Annotated in this window: 12 protein-coding genes; 6 read left to right on the top strand and 6 right to left on the bottom strand. The window is 71.7% G+C overall.

What is annotated here, in order from left to right; translation table 11 throughout:
* Positions 1-250 precede the first annotated feature (250 nt).
* Positions 251-1,837: a hypothetical protein gene (locus tag WMF24_RS29435; RefSeq protein ID WP_437730737.1), complete on the top strand. Its 1,587-nt coding sequence runs from the start codon at positions 251-253 to the stop codon at positions 1,835-1,837.
* A 34-nt stretch (positions 1,838-1,871) separates the two neighbouring features.
* Here WMF24_RS29435 and WMF24_RS29430 read toward each other — a convergent pair whose 3' ends face one another.
* The gene (locus WMF24_RS29430; protein WP_437730736.1) at positions 1,872-2,393 is read right to left on the bottom strand and encodes a hypothetical protein; all 522 of its coding nucleotides are present in this window, start codon (positions 2,391-2,393) and stop codon (positions 1,872-1,874) included.
* A 459-nt stretch (positions 2,394-2,852) separates the two neighbouring features.
* Here WMF24_RS29430 and WMF24_RS29425 point away from each other — a divergent pair, with 459 nt between their 5' ends.
* Together WMF24_RS29425 and WMF24_RS29420 are read left to right on the top strand one after the other, a co-directional pair.
* A complete protein-coding gene (locus tag WMF24_RS29425) occupies positions 2,853-7,724 on the top strand; it encodes a hypothetical protein (RefSeq protein ID WP_437730735.1) in 4,872 nt (1,623 codons plus the stop codon).
* 543 nt (positions 7,725-8,267) lie between these two features.
* Entirely contained in the window at positions 8,268-9,443 is a 1,176-nt protein-coding gene (locus tag WMF24_RS29420; protein WP_437730734.1) for a protein kinase domain-containing protein, read from the top strand.
* 237 nt (positions 9,444-9,680) lie between these two features.
* On the opposite strand, the gene WMF24_RS29415 is transcribed toward WMF24_RS29420, so the two are convergent.
* The 3 genes from WMF24_RS29415 to WMF24_RS29405 form a co-directional block, all read right to left on the bottom strand.
* Complete coding sequence (locus tag WMF24_RS29415; RefSeq protein ID WP_437730733.1) at positions 9,681-10,844, bottom strand: glycosyltransferase; 1,164 nt, start codon at positions 10,842-10,844, stop codon at positions 9,681-9,683.
* 1,006 nt (positions 10,845-11,850) lie between these two features.
* Positions 11,851-14,022: a collagen-like protein gene (locus WMF24_RS29410; RefSeq protein ID WP_437730732.1), complete on the bottom strand. Its 2,172-nt coding sequence runs from the start codon at positions 14,020-14,022 to the stop codon at positions 11,851-11,853.
* A 1,129-nt stretch (positions 14,023-15,151) separates the two neighbouring features.
* The gene (locus WMF24_RS29405; RefSeq protein ID WP_437730731.1) at positions 15,152-16,477 is read right to left on the bottom strand and encodes a ferritin-like domain-containing protein; all 1,326 of its coding nucleotides are present in this window, start codon (positions 16,475-16,477) and stop codon (positions 15,152-15,154) included.
* 210 nt (positions 16,478-16,687) lie between these two features.
* Between WMF24_RS29405 and WMF24_RS29400 the strand changes: the two genes are divergently transcribed.
* The gene (locus WMF24_RS29400) at positions 16,688-17,227 is read left to right on the top strand and encodes a GNAT family N-acetyltransferase (RefSeq protein WP_437730730.1); all 540 of its coding nucleotides are present in this window, start codon (positions 16,688-16,690) and stop codon (positions 17,225-17,227) included.
* Between the two features lie 7 nt (positions 17,228-17,234).
* On the opposite strand, the gene WMF24_RS29395 is transcribed toward WMF24_RS29400, so the two are convergent.
* Positions 17,235-18,926: a trypsin-like serine peptidase gene (locus WMF24_RS29395; RefSeq protein WP_437730729.1), complete on the bottom strand. Its 1,692-nt coding sequence runs from the start codon at positions 18,924-18,926 to the stop codon at positions 17,235-17,237.
* 178 nt (positions 18,927-19,104) lie between these two features.
* On the opposite strand from WMF24_RS29395, the gene WMF24_RS29390 reads away from it, so the two are divergent.
* On the top strand, positions 19,105-19,737 hold the full coding sequence (locus WMF24_RS29390) for a TetR family transcriptional regulator (RefSeq protein ID WP_437730728.1): 633 nt from the start codon (positions 19,105-19,107) through the stop codon (positions 19,735-19,737).
* Entirely contained in the window at positions 19,734-20,972 is a 1,239-nt protein-coding gene (locus WMF24_RS29385) for an MFS transporter (RefSeq protein ID WP_437730727.1), read from the top strand. The genes WMF24_RS29390 and WMF24_RS29385 overlap by 4 nt, the downstream gene beginning before the upstream one ends.
* 154 nt (positions 20,973-21,126) lie before the next feature.
* Here the strand turns inward: WMF24_RS29385 and WMF24_RS29380 are convergent, their stop codons facing one another.
* On the bottom strand, positions 21,127-22,491 hold the full coding sequence (locus tag WMF24_RS29380; protein WP_437730726.1) for a PQQ-dependent sugar dehydrogenase: 1,365 nt from the start codon (positions 22,489-22,491) through the stop codon (positions 21,127-21,129).
* Positions 22,492-22,567: the final 76 nt, after the last annotated feature.

Genomic DNA, 22,567 nt, shown 5'->3' with positions numbered 1-22,567 from the left:
CGGCGCCGGACGGCAGCCGTGCTAGGGAGTTCGGCGTAGCTCCCTGTTGAACCTGCAAATTCGTTTTGCCTCTTACCCATTGAGGGTTCGAGGCCCGGTGTCCTGCCATCCCGGCGCGCGGCCTCACGCGGACGCGCGCGTCGCGGGGCCGCAGCGCCGCCGTTTTGCTAAGCTAGGTGCGCTCCGCCGTGGCGCTGAGCGGAGGGGAGCTCGCCGCAACCTGCGCCGAGCCCCCTCACGTGGAGGTATCATGTTTCGTCTTCGTGTCCTGTCCGTGTTCCCTGTCGTGATCGCTGCCGCGTCGTCGGGCGCCGTCATCGCGGCCGGCTGCAGCGCCGAGGGCAAGCGGTTCGATCTTGTCGATCTGGCGACGGGCAGCGGCGCCGGGGTCGGCGGCTCGGGCGGCCTCGTCGGGTCGGGCGGCGCCGACGTGCCGGGGGCCGGGCCCGAGGCGCCCGGCGGCCCCGAGGACGACGGCTTCGGCGGCAACCTCAACATCGACGCAGGGCCGGCCGAGGAGACACCCGACGTGGCGGTCAACCCGTGCGGGAGCGCCTGCGGTCCGGAGGAGCTGTGCGGCGTGGATGAGTTCGGCGTCGACCACGACGGTCTGGACGACAACTGCAACGGCATGATCGACGAGACCTGCGCGTGCATCGCCGGCCAGGCCCACTCCTGCTTTCGCGGGGACCCGTCGTTCCGGCAGAGCGAGGGGTGCTTTCCCGGGACGCAGCTCTGCGACGAGACGGGCACGTGGGGCCCGTGCGTCGGCGGCGTGCACGCGGACCAGAACTGCCACATGAGCGACACGGCGGGCTGCCACCCCATCCAGTCGGCGCCCTTCGCCAAGGTCGATCTCAAGGAAGGGACGGGCACGTTCAGCGCGGATGCCGTCGCGGGCTCCGAGGAGTGGACGGTGGCCTGCCCCGCGGGCGTCGCCCCGTGCCCCGCGGTGGGCGGGACGGAACCGAAGGACGATTTCAAGCCGCTGCAGTCGGGCGAGTATACGGTCACGTACTCGAAGCGCGTGGAGGGCGGCGAGACGAAGACCTGCGTCTACCCGCTGTTCGTCGGCGCGCGGGGTCTGCGCGTCGAGCTCGAGTGGGAGCACGAGCCGCGCAGCGTCGACCTGGACCTCTACCTCCACAAGCCGAACAACACGCAGCCCTGGACGATCGGCGGCTCGAACGTCGTGTGCGGCTACCGCAACTGCACGATCAACACCCTCGCGGATGACGATGAGCCGAGCATCACCTGGTTCAGCGACACGGCGACGCCGCCCGACCCGGTGAACTGGTACCTGGATCCGGTGGATACAAACAACACCTGCTTCTACGCGCCCCGCGAGGTGGGGAACCGGTGGCGGCTCAACCGCAAAGGCTGCCACAACCCGCGGCTCGACCTCGACAACATCTCGTGCGCTGCCCGGGTGACCGATCCCGACGATTCGTCGTTCTGCGCGCCGGAGAACATCAACGTCGATTTCCCGCCGAAGTCCGGGTGGATGCGGATCGCCGTCCATTATTTCGGCGGCGCCGCGTCGTTCGACGTGCACCCGCGGGTCAAGGTCTACTGCAACGGCGAGCTCGGGGCCGACCTCGGGCCCACCGGGTTCTACGACCCGGAGGAGCCCGTGGCGTTCACCGAGGAGGACTCGGGCGAGCGGTTCTGGCTCGTCGCCGACGTGGCCTTCCCCGATCCGGGGGAGTGCGGAAGCAACAGGTGCATCGTCCAGCCGCTCTACGAGGACGCGACGATGAAGACGCCGGTCCTCGTGAACCAGCGGTCGGCCAGCAGGGACTTCGGCCCGCCCTACCCCAGGCTGCCGTCGCCCTGACGGGGCGGCGCAGGCGGCGCGGCAGAAGCGCCCGTCACGCCTCGACGCCGGCTCGCCTGAGGAAGGCGAGCGCCGGTCCGAGCGCGTAGGCGGGCGCTTTGCCGAGGCGGAGCTGCTCGCCGGTCGACAGGTGAAGGAGCAGCCACCGCGGCGCGAGGCCCGGCTCGTCGACCTCGACGTCCAGCGCCGGCGGGGTCGAGACGCGGGCGATCGACTGTACTGGAAAAATCCGCCGAAAGCCGCGACCTTCCTGCACGATCTCGGCGCGCTCGAAGTCGAGGCGGAAGAGGCCGTGGAGGCGGCGGCGCCGGCGGACGAACAGCAGCGCGGCGGTGGCGCCTGCGGTCCACATCGCCGCGATGAAGACGATGGGGAACGGGGCCGCGCGGGCGGCGACGATGCCCGCGATGATGAGCGAGGCGACCAGGGCGAAGGTGGCGACGCGGCGCACCGCGAGGTCGAGGCTGTCGCCGGGGCAGTCGCAGACGAGCACGTTGGGGCCGTGCGCCAGGATGGTGCCGTCGGCGTTCGAGAGCAGGACGTCTCCTTCAGGCACTGCGTTCCTCCCGATGGGGTGGGGTTCGATACCTCAATCCGGGGGGAGAGGCCGCTGATCTCGGGAGCGGGGCGCGGGGACGGGAGCGGAGGGCGGGGGGACGGGAAGGGGGCGAAGAGGGGAGGGGCGGGCGTCCCGAGCTGCCCGGCCCCCGGCGAGGGGGCTCGTGGGGCGGGGTGCCGCCTCGACCAGGGCAAATGGGGATAGCCCGTCAGTCTCCTAACGCTCTCCTGACGCTCGGGCGCGCGGCGCGGTCGAGCGAGGGGCGCAAGAGACCGCAAATGCAATGGATTCAGCGGCGGAGATGGGGAATGGCAGCGGTGGCACGCGATGTGCCGCTGTCGCGGGGGACAATCCGACACGCCGTTCGCGCGCGTGACGGTCTTCAGATCGCATGGGGACGCCGAGGTTCCCATGCGGGCATGCGCGCTCGTGACCGCGCCATGGGAGGACTCTGCGATGAGGTGGATTGGGAGAGCTGCAGGGCTCGCGACAGCCTTGTGCCTGGCCGCGGGCTGCGCCCAGGAACGGGCGGAGATCAACCAGGTCCAGGCAAACGCGCTGATGAAATCGTTCTTCGTCGGCGCCGATCTGCAGAGCAAGGAGGATGATCCGGAGTTCTGGGCGCGGACGACCGTCATCGACGTGGGGTACGGGGCGGCGCAGGACGGGCTCTTCTCGTCCTCGTACGCCCAGGCCGACGTCGCGCGCATCAAGTGGGTCATCCAGGAAGATCTCCTGATCGGACGGCTCACCTACGAGCGCGTGAACGACACCGACGGGAAGGGGGCCGGCAACGCCACGGACGATGGCGTCGTGGCCGCGGCATACAAGATCGTCTCGCACTTCGACATCCAGCGCGACTACAACCCGGCGACGGGGGAGCAGAGCAACGTCGTCGTCGAAAACACGACCGACCGCCCCTGGTACGAGCGGGAGTTCATGCGGGTCGACTGGTCGAAGAACCTGAACGTCGACTCGTACGACTTCGACACGCTGTCGCTGATCGGCGTCTACGGCGGCGTGCAGTACGAGCCGCTCGCCTACACGATCAACGACCCTGGGCACCCCGACGCGCCGCACTTCGACCCCGACGAGGGATATTTCGACGTCACCAACAAGGCGTTCGCGGTGCCCCAGCTCGTCGATCTGAGCCACCTCGGGTGGGGCATCGACCGCTTCCCGGCCTGCATGCTCGACGCGGATTTCTCGGGCGGCACGGCGCCGGTCGGGTCGTGCAACCCGGTCGAGATCACGCTGCGGCAGTCGTTCCGCCGCGTCGTCGACAGGGACTACGAGCCGGCGGAGTGGGACGGATACAGGTTCCAGGCCTACGGGCCCTTCCTGCGCGAGCGCCTCGGCTACGCCCGCAACTACGGCATGAGCGACGCCAGGTGGCACCGCATGATCAGCCGCTACAACCTCTGGGAACGCAGCCACTACTACGCCGATCCGGCGAGCATGACGGGCGAGATCCGGTGCTTCACGCCGGAGACCACGCCGTTCGGCGCGGATCCGCACCGCGATGAGGACGGGAACGGGACCGAGGACGAGTGCGAGGCCGTCACCGAGGCGACGCTCGCGGCAGAGGGCGGCGAGGTGAAGGTGGGCCCGGGATCCCGGTGCGACACCTTCAAGCAGCGATGCACCCTGCCGTACCAGCGGCGAAAGGTCGTGCCACAGCCGTGGTACGTGACGTCGAACAGCCACCCCGAGTATTTCGACGCCACCGACTGGGCTGCCCACGAGTGGGACGTCGCCCTGCGCAGCGCCGTCGTCACGGCCAGGTACGTCGAGTGTCGGCGGACGACGGGCACGACGGGCGACGCGGCGGGCTGCAGCGCGGCGTTCCCCGTCTACGACGGGCAGATGGACGACAACGCGGACGCCATCGCGCTCGCGCGCGAGGTCGACGCGTGCCGGCGCGGCAAGGCGCACGAGGGGCGGGACTGCAGCGCCGTCGCCGACGAGATCGGCGCGCGGCGCGGGTACGCGCCGGGCGTGGTGGCGCTCGCGAAGATGCCCGAGATGGTCGTGCTCTGCCATAGCCCGGTCGAGGCGGACGATCCGGAGGCGTGCGGCGGCCCGCGGCTGCCCGCCGGCGTGACGGCCAGGATGTGCGGCGACGAGCGCCGCAAGGACGCAGGGCGCGACGAGGCGCTGATGAGGGAATGCGGCGCGGCGCTGAGCGCGCGGATCGGCGACCTGCGCTACCACCAGATCAACAACTTCGAGGCGCCGCAGTCGCCCTCGGCGTGGGGCATCTACAGCGACGCGGAGGACCCGCTCACCGGCGAGAAGGTCGCGGCGAGCATCAACGTCTGGACGCACGTGAACGACCTGTGGAGCCAGGGCGTCGTCGACACGGCCCGCTACATCAAGGGAGAGCTCAGGACCGAGGACGTGACCGACGGCGACCACGTGCGCGACTGGGCCCAGGCGAGCGAGGGCGCGTCGAAGGGCGGCGCGCTGCCGCGGCTCACGCGGGAGGAGCTCGCCCGGCGCGTCGCCCGGGCGGCCGGGGGGGACGGCGACGCCGCCGCGGTTGGAGACCAGCTCGCGCGCGATCCCGGCCTGCGCGAGAGCCTGCGGCGGCTCGCGAAGGAGGTGCGCGCGATCGCGGCCGACGCGAAGGCGCCGGACAGCATGCGCGCGATCTACGAGGCGCGCCGCAGGGCCGCGGCGGGCACCGAGCTCGAGGCCGAGCTCACGACGAAGCGGATGCAGGAGCTCGCCGGCGTGGAGGGGCTGCCGCTCACGGACGAGGTGATGCGCTTCGCCTCGCCGCTCCGCGGGGCGAACCCGAGCGTGCAGCGCGAGCTCAGGAACCTGAGGGAGGTCGCGCTGGCCGAGCGCGGGGCGTGCGTGATGCACGAGGCGCCGGCGCCGCTCGCGACAGCCAACCTGGCGGACATCCTCGAGGAGAAATTCGCGGACGAGCACGGGCGGTTCGGCGAAGGGGACGCCAGCCAGAAGGCGCGGCGCGCCGAGGCCATGCGGCGCTACCTCGCGCAGCGGGCCCATTACGCGGTGGTCCTGCACGAGATGGGCCACTCCGTCGGCCTGCGCCACAACTTCGTGAGCTCGTCGGACGCATGGGGGTACCGGCCGCAATACTGGCAGCTCCGCACGAACAACGGCCGGGTCAAGGCGCTGTGCGAGACGCTCTCGGACGACGGCGCGTCGTGCGTCGGGCCTCGCTATTACGACCCGATGACCGAGGACGAGCAGAAGAACCTGCTCTGGATGTTCATGCAGTCGTCGACGATGGACTACGCTGGCGAGCCCACGCAGGACCTCATCGGGCTCGGCGCCTACGACTTCGCCGCGGTGCGCATGTTCTACGGGGACGCCGTCGCGGTGCACGCGGACCCAAGCTACAAGGCGACGACGCCGCGCGGCAAGGGGATGCTCGCCAAGGTCGACGACTTCGGCGGCGTCCTCGGCTTCCAGCCCGAGCACGGCGACGACGACATCCACTACTCCGACCTGCAGAACAAATACGCCCTGATCCGGCCGGAGAGCTGCGTCGAGGTCGACCCGAGCGCGTACAGGCCGTCGGACTGGAACGACGAGCGCGACGGCGTCTGGCACCCCGTGCTCGACGGCCAGATCGTGCCGATCGACGGGAAGTACACGCGCTGCCGGCAGCAGAAGGTCGATCATGTCGCGTGGCGCTCGCTCAGCACGCCGAAGGGCGCGAAGGGGCCCTCGGTGGACCCGGCGGGGCGCACCCGCGTGCCGTACGGCTTCGCGACGGACCGGTGGGCGGACCTCGGCAACCTGAGCGTGTACCGGCACGACAACGGCGCGGACGCCTACGAGCTCTTCAATTTCTTCATCACGCAGCAGGAGGTGAACCACATCTTCGACAACTACCGGCGCGGCCGGCAGTCCTTCAGCGTGCGCGCGGCCTCGGAGCGGACCCTGAACCGCTACAACGCGAAGATGCGCGACGCCGCCAAGGGCCTCGGGCTGCTCACGAACGTCTACCGCGAGTTCGCGCTGGAGCGCGGTTACGACTTCGACACCCTCTGGACGCAGGTCGCAGGCAGCCTCTTCAAGGAGAACATCCTCGCGGCCGGGGTCGCGTTCGATCACTTCGCGCTCCAGATGGCGCGCCCGCAGCCGGGGGATCACTACCTGCCGAAGGGGGACACGGTCCTCCGGTCGTCCGCGGATGTCTTCGGCGACGCCGGGGACACGCTGGTCGTCGTGCCGAACGGCGCGACCGGATATTTCGGCGACATCGCGGTGGGCGGCAAGCCGCTCGAGAACGCGCTCGCGGAGGACAAGGGCGAGTTCGACTCGTCGTACACGATGAACGTCGGGTCCTATTACGACAAGGCGTGGGTGGCGATGCTGATGACCGAATCCGTCGACAACTTCATCAGCGACTCGCGCCACGATTTCCTCGACGCGCGCTACCGCGCTGTCTCGCTCGCCGACGTCTTCCCGGAAGGATACCGCCGCTGGCTGGCCAACAACCTCACGGGGGACGACGCCATCAAGGGCGTGCGCATCGAGGCGGACCAGAGCGGCAAGCCCGTCAAGGACCGGAGCGGATACCCGGCCAGGGCCCTCGGCTGGACGTCATGGTGGAGCAGGAGCGGACCGGAGAGCTGCTTCCCCGGAGAGGGCAGCATCGTTTGCAGCGCCTACGGCGCGGTCGACAGCGCGCCGTGGAGCCCGCGGGCGCCGGCCAAGGTCGCCATCCTCGACCCGCAGATCGGCTGGGAACAGCAGAAGTTCCTCATCGCCTGGACGCTCCTCTACCTGCCCGAGAACCAGAAGCAGAAATGGTTGGACATGATGCACATCTGGGAGACGGGGGCAGACACAGATCCCAGCTTCCCGGGCCGGATCGAGCTCCACCATCCGTCCGGCAAGGTGTTCGTGGCCAAGGCGTACGGGACAGAGACCATCTTCGGCAAGGTCGTTCAGAAGGGCATCGGCGCGCGCGTCCTGGAATACGGAAATGAGCTCCTGGCCAGGGCCTATGTCACCGAGCCCGGTCCGGATCTCGACAGCGACGGCAAGGCGGACTGGCACAAGGTGAAGCTGAGCCCGGACAACGGGCAGCCGATCGTGCGGTGGGATCCGTCCATCGCCTCCATCGCGCCGGACGGCGAGGTCGAGCGCGAGGGCGTGCCCGGCTGCGAGGCCGACCCGGACGCGGACGACGACGACTTCAGCGCGTTCGCCAGGTGCACGTGCTCGTCGAACCGCGCCTGCGTGGCGCTCGAGAGTTACGTCTCGGTGCCGGTGTTCATTCGCCAGGCGCTGTCGGCGTTCGAGCTGGGTGATCCGAGCATGAGGGGCCTCCAGTGATCCGGCGGCGCCGCGTGGCGCGGCGCGGCGCAGAGGACAGGCGCCCACCTCTCATCCCCACACCCTGGGGTGCGAAGCCGCCTTCGCCGCACCGGAGAACACGAGAGCGCCGGGCTCATCGAGGAAGGCGCTGATATCCCCACGGACGATCCGGCGGCCATCCCGGGAAGAGCAGACAGGAGCAGACGCCTCCCGGAGGCGCGATGGTCGGGGCATCTTGCCGCAGGGGGGCGATTCGCCCCATGCGCTCACCCCATCTCGCCGCGTCGCCGGAGCGGGCCGGCGTGGCGCGGCTCTTGCTGAACTTTTCCAGTGAAATGACGTGCCGTTGGAGCTCACCCGCCCAGGTGTCTGCTGCGTCGACGACGCGGGGTGGCAGGGCAGGTCGCGGCTCCGACGAGCTGCCCCCTCAGCTTGCCATCGTGGAGCGCCGATCCGGCCGTGGCGCCGATACCGGGACACCGGGAGCGTCAAGAAGAGAGCCTTCCCTCGCGTGGTGAGCGCTGGAAGGTCGGTTGCCCGAGGGCACGGAAAGAGCCAGCCATGGACTTCGAGAACGGTACGCACGTCCAGAGAGCGCAGGCACGCGTGGGAACGGTGCTGAACGGCGCGTGGCGGCTGGATGCGTTGATCGGCCTCGGGGGGATGGCCGCCGTGTATGCGGCGACGCACCGCGGTGGCGCGCGGGTGGCGATCAAGCTGCTGCACCCGGAGCGGGCGAGGGACAAGGTCGATCGGGCGCGGTTCCTCCGCGAGAAGGCGATCGCGAACACCGTCAACCACCCCGGGATCGCCGCGGTGCTCGCGGACGACGTGACAGAGGACGGGTCGCCGTTCCTCGTGATGGATCTCCTCGAGGGGGAGACGCTCCTCCAGCGCTGGAAGGCGCAGCGGGGCCCGCTCCCGCCCGCCGAGGTGCTGTCGCTGAGCGAGCAGATCCTGGACGTGCTCGCCGCCGCGCACGAGAGGGGGGTCGTCCACCGGGACCTGAAGCCCGACAACATCTTCCTGACGCGCGATCGCGGGGTGAAGCTCCTCGATTTCGGCATCGCGCGGCTGCGGCTCCCCTCGGGGCAGACGTCGCTTGCGGGGCTTCGCGCGATGGGGACGCCGGCGTACATGCCGCCCGAGCAGGCCCGCGCGCGCTGGGATCTCGTCGACGCGCGGACGGACATCTGGGCGCTCGGCGCGACGATGTTCTCGCTGCTCACGAACCGGTATGTGCAGGAGGCGCCGACGGTCAACGAGCTCTTCTTCCTGAGGATGACGTGCCCGATCGCGTCGCTTGCGCGGGTCGAGCCGTCGATGCCCCCGGCCGTCGTGCGGGTGGTCGACCGCGCGCTCGAGTTCGCGCAGGCGGACCGCTGGCCGGACGCGCGAGCGATGCAGGCGGCCGTGCGCGAGGCGCTGGCCCTTGTGGCGGTCGCGCCGCCGCCGCCGCGGAGCACGCTGCATCCGCCGCCGCGGAGCACGCTGCATCCGCCGCCGCGGAGCACGGTGGCGCCGCCGCCGCCGCGGAGCGCGCTGGCGTCGCCGTCCACGCCACCGCCGCGGAGCACGCTGGTGCCGTCGAGGGACGTTCGCGAGCTCGGCGCGCTCGATGGACGGTCGCCCTCCGGGCGTCCTCAGACGCGGCCTTCCCGGACATCGGGGCTGACGGCGCCGGCGTCGCTCGCCACGATCCCCCGCGCAATCTCGACGATCCCTCGCGCGCCGTGAGGCGAGCGCCGCACGCCGACGGACCGCGCCCGCACGCCGACGGACCGCGCCCGCACGCCGACGGACCGCGCCCGCACGCCACGGCGGTCCGGCCGCGGCGCTCGAGCGCCGGAACCGCAAAAGCGCGGAGGGCGCAGAGATCGGGGGCGTTCTCTGCGTCTTCCGCGCTCTCGCGGTCCACGTCGATCCGGGGGCGCCGGGCGTGCAGGCGACCCGCGCGCGGCGGCCTCGCGCCGGTTATGCGTTGAAGCCGGCGAGCAGCTCGCTCGGCCGCAGGACGCCGCGGCGAGCCGACTCGCGCCGGGCGAGGAGCGCCTCGTAGATGTCCATGTAGCTCGCCATCATCCGCTCCGCGGAGTAACGCCCCAGCGCGAGCTTGCGGCCCTGCTTGCCCATCGCCCTCGCTTGCTCGGGATCCGCCTTGAGGGTGGCGAGCTTCGCGGCGAGCGCGTCGACGTCGCCCGACGGGACGAGGAAGCCCGTCTCCCCGTCGGCCACGAGGGCCGGGATGCCGCCCACGGCGGTCGAGATCACGGGCAGACCGGTGGCCATGGCCTCGACCATGGAGAGCGGCAGCCCCTCGGAGTCCGACGACAGGACGAAGACGTCGCTCGAGGAGAGCAGCTCCGGCACGTCGTGCCGCTCGCCGGCGAACACGACGCGATCGCGGATGCCGAGCTCCTCGGCGAGGGCGCGCAGCGGCGCGGCCTCCGGGCCGTCGCCGACGAGGAGGAGGCGCCCGTCGTCCGACAGCACCCCGGCCGCCGCGGCCGCGCGGAGCAGGAGCGCGTGGTTCTTCACCTGCGACAGGCGGCCGACCGCCCCGGCGACCCACGCGTCCTGGGGGATCCCGAGCTCGGCGCGGATGCGCGCCCGAGCGGCGGCGTCCGGCCTGAACCGGGAGAGGTCGATCCCGTTCAGCACCACGTGGAGCTTCGAGCGCGGGACCTCCTTGTGCTTCAGCATGAAATCGGCCGTCGACTGCGACACGGCCACGTGCGCGTCGGCGAGCTTGGCCGCCGCGTGCCGCAGCCACGCCCTGCGCCCCTGATCGAACATGGCGCCGTGCAGCGTGTGGCACACGGGCACGCGATGGAGCCGGCCCGCGGCCGTCGCGTAGATGAGCGGGAGCTGGTTGTGCGAGTGCACGATGGAGACGCCATGCTTCGCGAAGAACGCCGCCAGCTTGCCGGGGAGCTTGAGATCGAACCCGGGCCGCTTCGGCACCATGTGGACCGCGACGCCGCGCGCCCGGAGCTGGTCCGCGCGCGGGCCGTCGGGGTTCATGTCGATGCCCACGACCACCACCTCATGCCCCGCCTCGCGCTGCAGCCCGGCCAGATCCACGACGACCTGCTCGGCGCCTCCCACCTGAAAGGAGTTCAGCACGTGGGCGATCACCAGATGCCTCTGGTGCCCTCGGGTCATCGGTGCGTGTTCGCTGGTGTTCATAGCGTGATGGATCGTCATGGTTCCCCTCTAGGGTGCGCCCGGAGGCATGTAGTCTGACCTGAGAGAAACCCCTCCTTCGTGTTCTCGTCCCAAGGGGAATTTACCACAGAGGCCAGGGGCCAAGGAGATTTCTGTGAGGCTCTCCTCAATATGCCTCTTACCTCTGGGTTGAAGTGAGGGGGCGCCTTCACGGGCCGGTCTGTTGACCACGTGGAGTGACCGCTGTGGCACATGGCGACAGATGTGACAAATCGCGACGGCCAGGGCCGGACCCGCCGCGCTGTCTCAACGGGAACAACAGCCAGAGCGGCCCCGCGTTCCGGTGAAAGCAACGCAGACCGCGCAATCTTTTCGGCACCGTGGAAGAGCCCAGTGTTCACGAGGTCACCGCCCCCGCGCCTTGCGAGAATCGTGCGAGCCGTGTCGCGGCCGGGGAGGGGCTGCGTCGTCGTGCTCTCGCGAGGCGAAAGCGGCCACCTTGTGGGTCGCGGTTCCCGGGGGACGCACATCCCTGATCGTGCGCTTGGACACGTGCCGGTCCGTCGCGCTCACGACGTGTACGGCGTACGGCGACGGGGCTGCGCGCTCGTCGCTGGCGGCGGCGGGCGCCGTGGCGTGAGGGCCCCGGCGGCGCGAAGGGCTCGATTCATGGGCGAAATGGCGTGCGCAGCTCGGCTCCCGTGCGTGATGGCGTGCGCTGTCGGTGTAAAATGGTGATCGGGGTGAGCGCGCGTCCGTGCTCTTTGACGGCGTGGTCCCGCCGGGCTGAGCGCGGGGGCGCCGGATGGCGGCGACGCGTCTGGCGCCGTGCGGACGTGCGGTGTGCGGGGAGCCAGGATGAGGCTTCGAGTCAGCGGTCCCCTGTCCTCGGGGTCATGGTGGGAGGCCCAGGGGACCGCTGGTGGGGAGAGGGGCTCACGAGATCACGTGAGCCTGGCGCTGCTGTCGTTCGGGCTCAGCGCTCGGGCAGCTGGGCGCAGACGGCGTAGGTGGTCAGCGTGACGGACGTCGCCTTCTTGCCGTATCCACTCTCGAACACGGCGGTCGACGTCCAGCCCGCGCGGCCCTCCTCGGCGTCGTACGGCGAGTTCTCGACGACCCGGCTTGTCGCCTGCGCGCCGCCGGAGACCGCGAATCCGCCGCTGATCACGATCTCACCCGCGTTGCAGAGCGCCTTCACGTTGATGAACGAGCTGGTCGGCCCTGCCTCGCGCGTGACGGAGATCACGCGGATCTTGGTCAGCCCCGCCGGCCCCTGAGCACCGCGCTCGCCCCTGGGGCCCGCCGGCCCCTGGAGGCCCTGGGGGCCGCGCTCGCCCTTGGGCCCGGCCGGCCCCTGGGGACCCATCTCGCCCTTGGGGCCAGCGGGACCGCGCGCGCCGTCGGCGCCCTTGAGGCCCTGGGGACCCATCTCGCCCTTGGGACCCTGGAGACCCCTGGCACCGTCGGTGCCCTTGAGCCCCTGCGGGCCGACGAGCCCGACCGCTCCCGGCTCACCCTTCTCGCCCTTGGGCCCCTGCGGGCCTGCCGGTCCGCGCTCGCCCTTGGGACCCGCCGGCCCCTGGAGGCCCTGAGGACCGCGCTCGCCCTTGAGGCCCTGGGGACCCATCTCGCCCTTGAGGCCCTGCGGGCCGATGTCGCCCTTGGGACCCTGGAGACCCCTGGCACCGTCGGTGCCCTTGAGCCCCTGCGGGCCGACGAGCCCGACCGCTCCCGGCTCACCCTTCTCGCCCTTGGGCCCCTGCGGGCCTGCCGGTCCGCGCTCGCCCTTGGGACCCGCCGGCCCCTGGAGGCCCTGAGGACCGCGCTCGCCCTTGAGGCCCTGGGGACCCATCTCGCCCTTGAGGCCCTGCGGGCCGATGTCGCCCTTGGGACCCTGGAGACCCCTGGCACCGTCGGTGCCCTTGAGCCCCTGCGGGCCGACGAGCCCGACCGCTCCCGGCTCACCCTTCTCGCCCTTGGGCCCCTGCGGGCCTGCCGGTCCGCGCTCGCCCTTGGGGCCCGCCGGCCCCTGGAGGCCCTGAGGACCGCGCTCGCCCTTGATGCCCTGGGGACCCATCTCGCCCTTGATGCCCTGGAGACCCCTGGCACCGTCAGCGCCCTTGAGCCCCTGCGGGCCGACGAGCCCGACCGCTCCCGGCTCACCCTTCTCGCCCTTGGGCCCCTGCGGGCCTGCCGGTCCGCGCTCGCCCTTCGGACCCGCCGGCCCCTGCGGCCCCTGGAGGCCCTGAGGACCGCGCTCGCCCTTGTGGCCCTGCGGCCCCTGGAGGCCCTGGGGACCCATCTCGCCCTTGAGGCCCTGGGGACCCATCTCGCCCTTGAGGCCCTGGGGACCCATCTCGCCCTTGAGGCCCTGGGGACCCATCTCGCCCTTGAGGCCCTGGGGACCCATCTCGCCCTTGATGCCCTGGAGACCCCTGGCACCGTCAGCGCCCTTCAGCCCTTGCGGACCGACGAGCCCCGCCGTTCCCGGCTCACCCTTCTCGCCCTTGTCGCCCTTGGGCCCCTGCGGCCCCTGGAGGCCCTGGGGACCGCGCTCGCCCTTGGGTCCCTGCGGCCCCTGGAGGCCCTGGGGACCGCGCTCGCCCCTGGGCCCCTGAGGCCCCTGGAGGCCCTGGGGACCAGGCTCGCCCTTGAAGCCCTGGGGTCCGATCTCGCCCTTGGGACCCTGGAGACCCTTGGCGCCGTCGATGCCCTTCAGACCCTGAGGTCCGACGAGCCCCGCCGGCCCCGGCTCGCCCTTGGGCCCCTGCGGGCCCACCGGCCCCTGGGGACCGCGCTCGCCCCTGGGCCCCTGAGGCCCCTGGAGGCCCTGGGGACCAGGCTCGCCCTTGAAGCCCTGGGGCCCGATCTCGCCCTTGGGACCCTGGAGACCCTTGGCGCCGTCGATGCCCTTCAGACCCTGAGGTCCGACGAGCCCCGCCGTTCCCGGCTCGCCCTTGGGCCCCTGCGGGCCCGCCGGTCCCTGGGGTCCGCGCTCGCCCTTGGGCCCCTGCAGCCCTTGCGGTCCGCGCTCGCCCTTGGGCCCCTGCAGCCCTTGCGGTCCGCGCTCGCCCTTGGGCCCCTGCAGCCCTTGCGGTCCGCGCTCGCCCTTGTAGCCCTGCTGCGTCACGAATCCTTTGCTCACCTCGGCGCCAGGCTTGGCCTGATCTGCATCGGCAGCCCAGACCACACCTGCGCTGGCCATCACGCCCGCGAACCCGGCGAGGATTCCAGCAGAAACCGCGCTTGCTCGATACTTCCGCATGTGACTCCACCTTTCTCCCGATTCCGAGCTTCGATGAGCCCGTTTTCGCAAACAGTCGTGTTCAGACGAGGTGGAGCCCGGGAGGCGAGTTGTTCGGGCGAGGGCGACCTCGGGACAGAGCTCCCCCCGCGCCCCGTCCCGCCTCGCTCGACGAGAGTCCCACCAATTTCCGGCACGAAAAGCCAGGTCCAGGCGCCGATGCGACACCCGAAGAACCGCGCCACGACGCGGGCGCAGCCGGACGCCGCGAGAGCTCGAAGGCCCTGTCGCCAATTCGCTGTGTCTGGAGCGATCCTAGGTTGATGGGGGCGGTTCACCAAGCCCCATGTTGAGGGGTTGACAGACGCGATGGATGGCGGCCCTCCGCCGTCCATCGGGAGAGCGCCGTAGCCGCCGCGCCGCCCGCGACGAGAGGCTGACGCCACGCGTCCGGCGAGCGTCACCCGGGCTCGCCGGGGGCTTCACGAGATGAGATGAGAGAAGGAACCACAGAGGCGCAGAGGGCGCAGAGGAGAGAAGGGAATGAATGAGAGCTCGCCTGGGGCTTCATGAGACGAGAGAAGAGAAAGAACCACAGAGGCGCAGGGGCACAGAAGAGAGGAAGGGGATGGGCAAGAGATCGCCGAGGGCGTCGTGAGACGAGAGGAGAGAAGGAGCCACGGAGGCGCAGGGGCGCAGAAGAGAGGAAGGGATGAATGAAAACTCTCTGTTCTCGCTCTGTCCTCTGTGCCCTCTGTGCCTCTGTGGTTCGTCTTCTCCCCCGTCATGCTCGTCACGTCCCCGGTCACGGAAGCAGGACAGGGACACCGCGATGCGTCGGCGGCGTGGAGCGCGGCCGCGTCCGTCAGGGCGATGGCATCAAGAAAAACACCAGGAAGCCAGGGACGCCGGGAGGAGCCGGAGGGTTGAATCCCTGGCGTCCTCGGCGTCCCTGGCGCCCTGGCGGCGCGCCTCGATGTCGTCCGGGCGCCGCGCCGGAGCGGCGCGTTTCAGGACGACACGCGACAGGTCAAATTCGAGCCGGCGGGGGCGACGCGGCGAGCGCCTCGGCGAAGTGCCGCGTGAGCGTCCGCGACGCCTGCTCGTCGGGCAGCCCGGCGCAGAGCACGAGCTCCCTGTCGACGTCGCGGCGCGCGCCTTCCTCGAGGCCGGCGAGGGCTTCGCGCCGCGCCTCGTCCACGCGCCGCCGCTCGGCGGGCGAGAGCCGCGGGCGCAGCCAGGCGTCGAGCGCCCACGAGAGCTTCGCGTGCCGCGCCTCGTCGCGGGCAATGCGCGCCATCACGCGCCGGACGAGGGGATCCCGCGCGCAGCGCCCCTGCCACATGCCGACGAGCGCGCCGTAGGTCTCCCGCACGCACCCCTCCGCCGCATTGTCGATCGCGAGCTCCTCCAGCGAGCGGACCGGCCTCGGCTCGATCTGCGGCGGCTCCCAGCGGCCGCCGTGGCGCGCCGAGAGGCGCCGCATCAGCCGCGCGTGACGCACCTCGTCGCGGCCGGCGAGGCGCGCCCGCTCCACGAGCGGACGCGGCGCGCGGTGCTGCGCGAGCTCGCGCCCGAGCGCCTCGAACGCCCAGACGCTCGCCGCCTCGAGCTGCGCCACGCTCGCGAAGTAGGCGCCGACCCGCGTCGCGCCGCGGCCCGCCGTCCGCCCCAGCCCCGCCGGCCTCCGGCCGATGCAGACGCCAGGCTCCGACGCGATCACCTCGGACTCCAGCTCCTGCACGTCGCCGCCCGCGCCGACCGCGAGGACATAGAGCGTGCGCTCGACGGGATCACAGATCTGCGTATACCTCGTCGCGAGCACCTCGTACGCACCCCCGGAGGGCCGGACGCCGCCCTCGTCGGGGCGGTCGCACGGGACGGTGTACCCGTCGAGCGACGCGGCGAGCACCGCGTCTGCAGGCGTGTCCACAGGGCCGAGCCACGCCCTCACCTCGTCGCGCGTGTCGAGGACGAGCACCTCGTCGCGCGTGTTCACGATGAGGACGTGCGACGGGCAGAAATCGACGCAATTGCCCAGCGAGAACCCGCCGCCCGACGTGGCCGCCGCGATCTTCTGCTCGCACGCCGGCCTGTCCGCCGCCCCGGCGCACCTCACCCCCACGGACTCGCGCGTGCGCGTCGCCGTGCCCGCCGGACCCGTCAGCTCCCGCAGCTCGACGTAGTCGGCCGGATCCCTGGGAGCGATCCCCGAGAGGTACGGGGCGCCGCCGGCCCCCGCGCACGCGACGGCGGTGAAGCCGTCGGTGTCGATGCCGCACGCGCCGACGAGCGGCGCCAGCGAGAGCGACAGGACATGATGCAGGATCTCGTCAATCGGATTGAAAGAGGCCATGAGCGCCCGCACGAGACAAGTTCTATGCCGCTTCGAACAGCGCGCGTCGGTGGCGCGCTCCGCGCGGCAGCGGGCGCGCCGTGCCTGTCACCGCCGTCGCACCCGTGAACCTGGCGGCACAGCCCGACGCGGGCGGACGCCGCCGCGCCGCGCGATACCTCGCGCGCGAGCCGGCGGATCCGCTAGAATCGGAGGATGCCTGGCCCTGAAATGAAAGACATCGATGAGGCGGCCGCCGTCCTCTCGACAGAGCGCCTGAGCCTCCGCCCCCATCGGCCCTCCGACGTCCCGTTCATGATGGATCTGAACTCGGACCCGGAGGTGATCCGCTACACGGGGGATCCTGCGTTCGGGAGCGAGGGAGAGGCGCGCGCCGTGGTCGACCGGCTGATGCACCAGTTCCAGGCCTTCCGGATGGGTCGGTTCGTCGTCACCAGCCGGCAGACAGGGGAGAAGCTCGGGTGGTGCGGGCTGAGGTGGCACGAGGACCTCGCGTGCGCCGATCTCGGATACCGCTTCTTCCGGAAGCACTGGGGCAAGGGGTACGCCACCGAGGCGGGCGCGGCGTGCGTCTGCTATGCCTTCGAGGAGCTCGGGCTCCCGCGCCTCGTGGCGCACGCGATGCTCGAGAACGCGGGGTCGGTCCGGGTGCTGGAGAAGCTCGGATTCCGGCGGACGGGGCCGACCGTGTTCAAGGGGTTCGCGGCCGAGGGGTTCGAGCTCGCGAGGGCAGCGCCGCAGTCCGGCTGAGACAGGCTCACCCGGGGAGCAGGTAGTCGAACGGCTCTCCGACGTTGCCCACCCAGTCGGTCGGGCGCACGCAGAACCGGGCCGGCAGCTCGCTCGGGTCGAGGAAGATGGGGAACCGCCTGTACCGCTGCCACGCGGCGGCCGGATCGTCGCAGTCGGTCGTCTCCGGCGGGCCGAAGCGGTACTCGAAGTCGGCGTGCTCCGGCAGGGAGAAGATCGGCTCGACGCGCATGCCTTCCATCGCGTCGCCGCCGCGCGAGAGCTCGGGGCGGCGCGTGGGCGGGGTCGTGTCGATCGTCGTGAGGACGACCGTGGGGAGCGCGAGCGGCTGCCACGCGGCGTCCGGCGTCCCGGTCGGGCCGGCGACGACGCAGAGCAGGTGGACCCCTTCGAGCTCGGGCAGCGGCAGGCCGGACAGGTCCTGGGTGTCGAGCTTCATCGGCGTGGAATAGCCCTCCTGACGGCGGCAGTCGACCTCGCCGGCGCGCCCGAGCTTGTAGCGGAAGAACCTGAGCCCGTCCCGCTCGCCCAGCGTGACAGCCCAGGTGTTCGTAACGCCGGTCGCCGGATCGCTCGGCCGCTCGCGGGGCGCGGGGTAGGTGAGCACGTCGAGCGCCCGGCCGGCGTCGAGCGGGCAGCCCTCGCGATCGAGCGCGAAGCGGCCGTCGTCCCCGAAGCAGGCGCCCACGCCGGTCACGTCGACAGCGTAGCTCGCGCCCTCGGCCGACGCGCCGGGGGGCGCGCCGATCTCGCACGGCCTGCCGAGGAAGCAGTCGCCGTCCGGGGGGCTCCCGAGGGTCGTCGTGTTGACGACCGCATAGACCCGCTGCGCGTCGTCGAGCACCGGCGAGCCCGAGCTGCCGTTCGCGATGTCGGCGCAGCGATTCCGGTGCGCGCCGAACCAGTGCCAGCGGTACTCGACGAGCTCGAAGGTGCCCTCCTCGCTGCAGCGGGCGCGCCGCAGGAACTCGACGTCGAGCTGCGGGGCGCCCACCACCGACACGGGCGCTCCGGGGGGCGGCGCCGAGGGCGCCAGGCCGAGCGCGACGACGCCGCGCTCGGCGAGGGCGCCGACCGTGGCGTCGAGCTCGACCACCGCGAGGTCGGTGCCCTTCATCGTCGCGTAGCGGATGGTCTTCGCCGGGACGATCACCTGCGCGTCCTCGGTGTCGCCGAAGTAGTTGAAGATCATCTGCAGCTCCGGGGTCGCCGCGGTGTCGAGGTGCACCGCGTTGGCCGCGACCTCGACGGCCCAGTCGTGGGTGCAATGGGCGTTCGTCAGCACGTGCGCCGGCGCCTCGGGCCGCCCCGCCGGGTCGATGAGGAACGCCGTGCAGGCCCCGGAGCCGAGGCCGCCGCTCAGCCGGCCCACCGCCCGGAGGGGCGCGCTGGCCTCGTCGAGCCCGCGGAGGAGCTCGGACGCCCCCGGCTCCGGCTCACCGCCGCCGGCGCCGCCTCCGCCGGCGGAGGTGCCTGCGCCGCCGCCGGCGGTGCCTGCGCCGCCGCCGCCGTCCTCCGCACCGCCCGCACCGCCCGCGCCGCCTGTACCGCCCCCGTCGCCGCCGCCGGCCCCGGCGCCGCCGGCGCCACCCTGCCCGCCGGCGCCGGCCGGGGGCGACGACGGCCCGCAGGACGCGGTGGCGAGACCCGCGCAGGAGAGCAGCCCTGCGATCATCAGCGAGTGGAAACGCGGCGTCATCGATCGAGCTCCTTGGATGGCGAGGCACCGTAGTTTACCCGCCGCGCGCGCAACTCGCCCGGCACGATCCCGCCGCGAGCGCCGCGAGCCCTGCTTGACGGGCGGACGAGCCCGGTTCATAAGTTGGTTGTACGACCAACCAAAAAAACCGGCGGACCAGCAACGAAGGAACGGCAGCATGCCTCGCCCCTCCAACACCGCGGAACGTCGAGCCCAGATCGCGCGCGCTCTCCTGAAGGTCATGGCGGAGCGCGGGTACGAGGGCGCCTCCATCGCGGCCATCGCCGAGGCGGCGCGCATCGCGCCGGGGCTCGTGCATTATCACTTCGAGAGCAAGCGAGAGATCCTGCTCGCCGCCGTCGCGCTGCTCGCGCAGGACCACGGCGACAGGCTCGATCGGCTGCTCGCGGCGGCGGGGGACGACCCGGCGGCCGGGCTTCGCGCGTTCGTCGACGCGCACCTGCGGGTGGGCGCGCAGGCCGACCCCCAGGCGCTCGCCTGCTGGATCTGCGTGGGCGGCGAGGCGCTCCGGGACGACGGGGTGCGCGAGGCGTTCGCGGGGGCGCTCGAGGGCGCGGTGCGGCGGCTCGCGGCCATCGCGCGGCGCGGCGCGCGAGCGCGGGTGTTCTGCCTGCCGCGCGCGGAGATCGACGCCGCGGCGGCGGCCGTCGTCGCCACGATTCAGGGCTATTTCGTGCTCGCGGCCACGGCGCGCCACCTCATCCCCCCGGGGTCGGCCGCCGACGCGGCGTGGGCGATGGCGTCGGGGCTCTTCGGCCTCTCCCCGGCGACGAGGAAGGCAAGCCGATGACGCGCTTTTCCCACCTGTCCTGGCGGCGGCTCGGGCTCCTCGGGTCGCTCTACATGTGCCAGGGGCTCCCGTTCGGCTTCTTCACGCAGGCGCTCCCGGTCCTGCTCCGCAGACAGGGGATATCGCTCGAGGGGATCGGGCTCTCCTCGCTGCTCGCGCTCCCCTGGGCGCTCAAGTTCCTCTGGGCGCCGCTCGTCGATCGCTACTTTTTCCCGCGGCTCGGGCGCCGCCGCTCGTGGATCCTCCCCTTGCAGGGGCTCACGACGCTGGCGCTCGGGCTCCTGGCGCTGCGGGAGCCCGGCGAGGGGCTCTCCTCGGTGCTCGTGGCGGTGCTGATCGTCAACCTGCTCTCGGCGACCCAGGACATCGCGACGGACGGCCTGGCGGTCGACGTGCTGGAGCCCGGGGAGCGGGGCTGGGCCAACGGGATCCAGGTGGCCGGCTACCGGGCGGGGATGATCGTGGGCGGAGGAGTGTTGCTCGTCGCCTTCGACCGGCTGGGCTGGGGGCTCACGTTCTCGCTCATGGCGCTGCTCGTCGCGGTCCTGAGCGTCCCCACGCTGCTCGCCCGCGAGGCGGGGCGCGTGGTCGAGGCGGAGCGCGCCGCCTCGGTCGGGGCCATCGCCGTGTCGTTCTGGAGGCGTCCCCAGGCGAGGCAGGTGCTCGCGCTGCTCGTCGTGTACAAGCTCGGCGACGCCTTCGCGGTCGGGATGTTGCGGCCGTTCCTCAGCGATCTCGGCCTCTCCCTGTCGGACATCGGCTGGCTCCTCGGGACGGTGGGCTTCGTGGCGGGGCTCGTCGGCGCGCTTGTCGGCGGGGCGCTCGTGCCGCGGCTCGGGCGGCGAACGGCGCTCGTCGGCTTCGCGATGCTCCAGGCGGTGAGCGTGCTCGGGTATGCCTACGTCGCGCGCGTTCCGTCGGGGAGCTCGCTGCTGACGGCGCTCTGCGCGTTCGAGCACTTCGCGGGGGGCATGGCCACGGCTGCGCTGTTCACCTGCATGATGGACTGGGCCGATCGGCGGACGGCCGCCACGGACTACACGATCCAGGCGAGCGCGGTCGTCATCGCCACGGGGGTGGCCTCGGCCGCCAGCGGCTTCTCCGCGGGCAAGCTCGGCTATCCGCTGCACTTCGGTCTCGCGGCGGCGATGGCGGCGCTCTCGCCGATCCTGGCTTACCTGCTGTACCCGGGCGCGCGGCTCTCGGCGGAGCTCGCGATCGAGCAGGCGAGCTAGGGCGACGAGCGGGCGGAAAGGCGAGGAGAGAGCGAGAGTTCAACGCAGAGGCGCAAAGGCGCAAAGGCGCAAAAAAGAAAGATGTATTTATTGCGTCTTTGCGCCTTTGCGTCGATCTCCGGGCTTCCGGGCTGAGCGGTGTACTGGAGGAACGTCACTGCCCGGTGTACGCGATGCGGTAGATGACGCCGCTCGTGTCGTCGCTCACGAGGAGCGAGCCGTCCGGCAGCTGCACGAGGCCGGCGGGGCGGCCGAAGACGGCGCGGCCGTCCTCGATGAGCCAGCCGGTGACGAAATCCTCGAAGCCCTTCGGCTTGCGCGTCTCCTCGTCGAACAGGACGCGCACCACCTTGTAGCCGACCGGCGGATAACGGTTCCACGAGCCGCGCATCGCGACGAACGCGTCGTTCTTGTACTCGGCAGGGAACTGATCGCCCGTGTAGAAGCGGAAATCGATGGGCGCGCTGTGCGCGTCATAAATGAGCTCCGCGGGCTCGGTGGTCTCGGCGTAAGCCTCCTTCGTCGTTCCGGGGGGATCGTCCATGATCGGGTCGATCCCCCGCTCGCCCGGGGCGCTCGAGTAGACGTAAGGCCAGCCGTAATCGTTGCCGGCGACGAGCCGGTTGAGCTCCTCGGGCGGCACCACGTTGCCGCGCTGATCGCTGCCGTGATCCATGCCCCAGAGCTCGTCGGTGCCCGGGTACCAGTCGAAGCCGATCGTGTTGCGAAGGCCGCTGGCGAACACGGAGCGCTCCTTCTGCGTCTGCGGCCCGAGCGACGGGTCGATGAGCAGGATGGCGGCGTGCTCGGGGTTCGTCTCCGCGCACGCATTGCAGCTGCTGCCCACCGAGAAGAGGAGCGATTGACCGTCGGGGGCGAAGCGCATCGTGCGCTTGCCGTGCTGGCCGCCGTCGGGCAGATCGGTGATCAGCGCCGACGGGTCGCCGAGGCTGCCGTCCTCGTTGATGGGAGCCGCGTAAAGGGCCGTCGCCGTCGCCAGGTACATGGTGTCGCCGCCGGCGCTCAGCGCGATGCCGTGCAGGGTCTCGAAGCCCGCGCCCCCGGCGAACACCGTCGCCATCTCGTTCGCCACCCCGTCGTCGTCGGTGTCGCGCAGGAGCAGCACGTCGCCGGGGGTCGGCCTCGTGACGTACACGCCGCCGCTCGGGGCGAGCTCCATCATGCGCGCATTGCCGACGCCCCTCGCGAACCTGCTGATCGTGAACCCGGGCTTCGTCTCGAGCCGCTCGAGCAGCTCGTCGGAGAACGGCCGCTCCTCCGGCCTGAAGGTGTTGTCGTCCTCCGGGGTAAAGCCGCCTCCCCCCGCGCCGCCGGCGCCGTCGCCCTGGCCACCACCGGCCTCGCCCTGGCCACCGCCGCCCGATTGCGTTGTCTGGTCGTCCGGGGGCGCGCCGCCGCCCCCGGAGCCGGCCGTCGAGCCGGCGGGGCGCACGCCGCTTTCATCGGAGCACGAGGGGACGAGGGCGAGAAGGAGCAAGGTCGCAAGGTGTCGTCGCATGCGTGCGCTCAAGGCACGCGGCATACCGGCGCGCATTGCATTGAAACCGGTGCGCCTGGAGGCGCGCACGACGCGC

The organism is Sorangium sp. So ce1335 (assembly GCF_051521615.1).
Taxonomy (GTDB): Bacteria; Myxococcota_A; Polyangia; order Polyangiales; family Polyangiaceae; genus Sorangium.
This window is presented reverse-complemented; position numbering and strand designations above follow the sequence as displayed.

What these genes read in the sequence shown, in the direction of transcription:
- WMF24_RS29435 (WP_437730737.1), top strand. Translation starts at nt 251, where the DNA reads ATGTTTCGTCTTCGTGTCCTGTCCGTGTTCCCTGTCGTGATCGCTGCC.
- WMF24_RS29425 (WP_437730735.1), top strand. Translation starts at nt 2,853, where the DNA reads ATGAGGTGGATTGGGAGAGCTGCAGGGCTCGCGACAGCCTTGTGCCTG.
- WMF24_RS29420 (WP_437730734.1), top strand. Translation starts at nt 8,268, where the DNA reads ATGGACTTCGAGAACGGTACGCACGTCCAGAGAGCGCAGGCACGCGTG.
- WMF24_RS29405 (WP_437730731.1), bottom strand. Translation starts at nt 16,477, where the DNA reads ATGGCCTCTTTCAATCCGATTGACGAGATCCTGCATCATGTCCTGTCG.
- WMF24_RS29400 (WP_437730730.1), top strand. Translation starts at nt 16,688, where the DNA reads ATGAAAGACATCGATGAGGCGGCCGCCGTCCTCTCGACAGAGCGCCTG.
- WMF24_RS29395 (WP_437730729.1), bottom strand. Translation starts at nt 18,926, where the DNA reads ATGACGCCGCGTTTCCACTCGCTGATGATCGCAGGGCTGCTCTCCTGC.
- WMF24_RS29390 (WP_437730728.1), top strand. Translation starts at nt 19,105, where the DNA reads ATGCCTCGCCCCTCCAACACCGCGGAACGTCGAGCCCAGATCGCGCGC.
- WMF24_RS29385 (WP_437730727.1), top strand. Translation starts at nt 19,734, where the DNA reads ATGACGCGCTTTTCCCACCTGTCCTGGCGGCGGCTCGGGCTCCTCGGG.
- WMF24_RS29380 (WP_437730726.1), bottom strand. Translation starts at nt 22,491, where the DNA reads ATGCGACGACACCTTGCGACCTTGCTCCTTCTCGCCCTCGTCCCCTCG.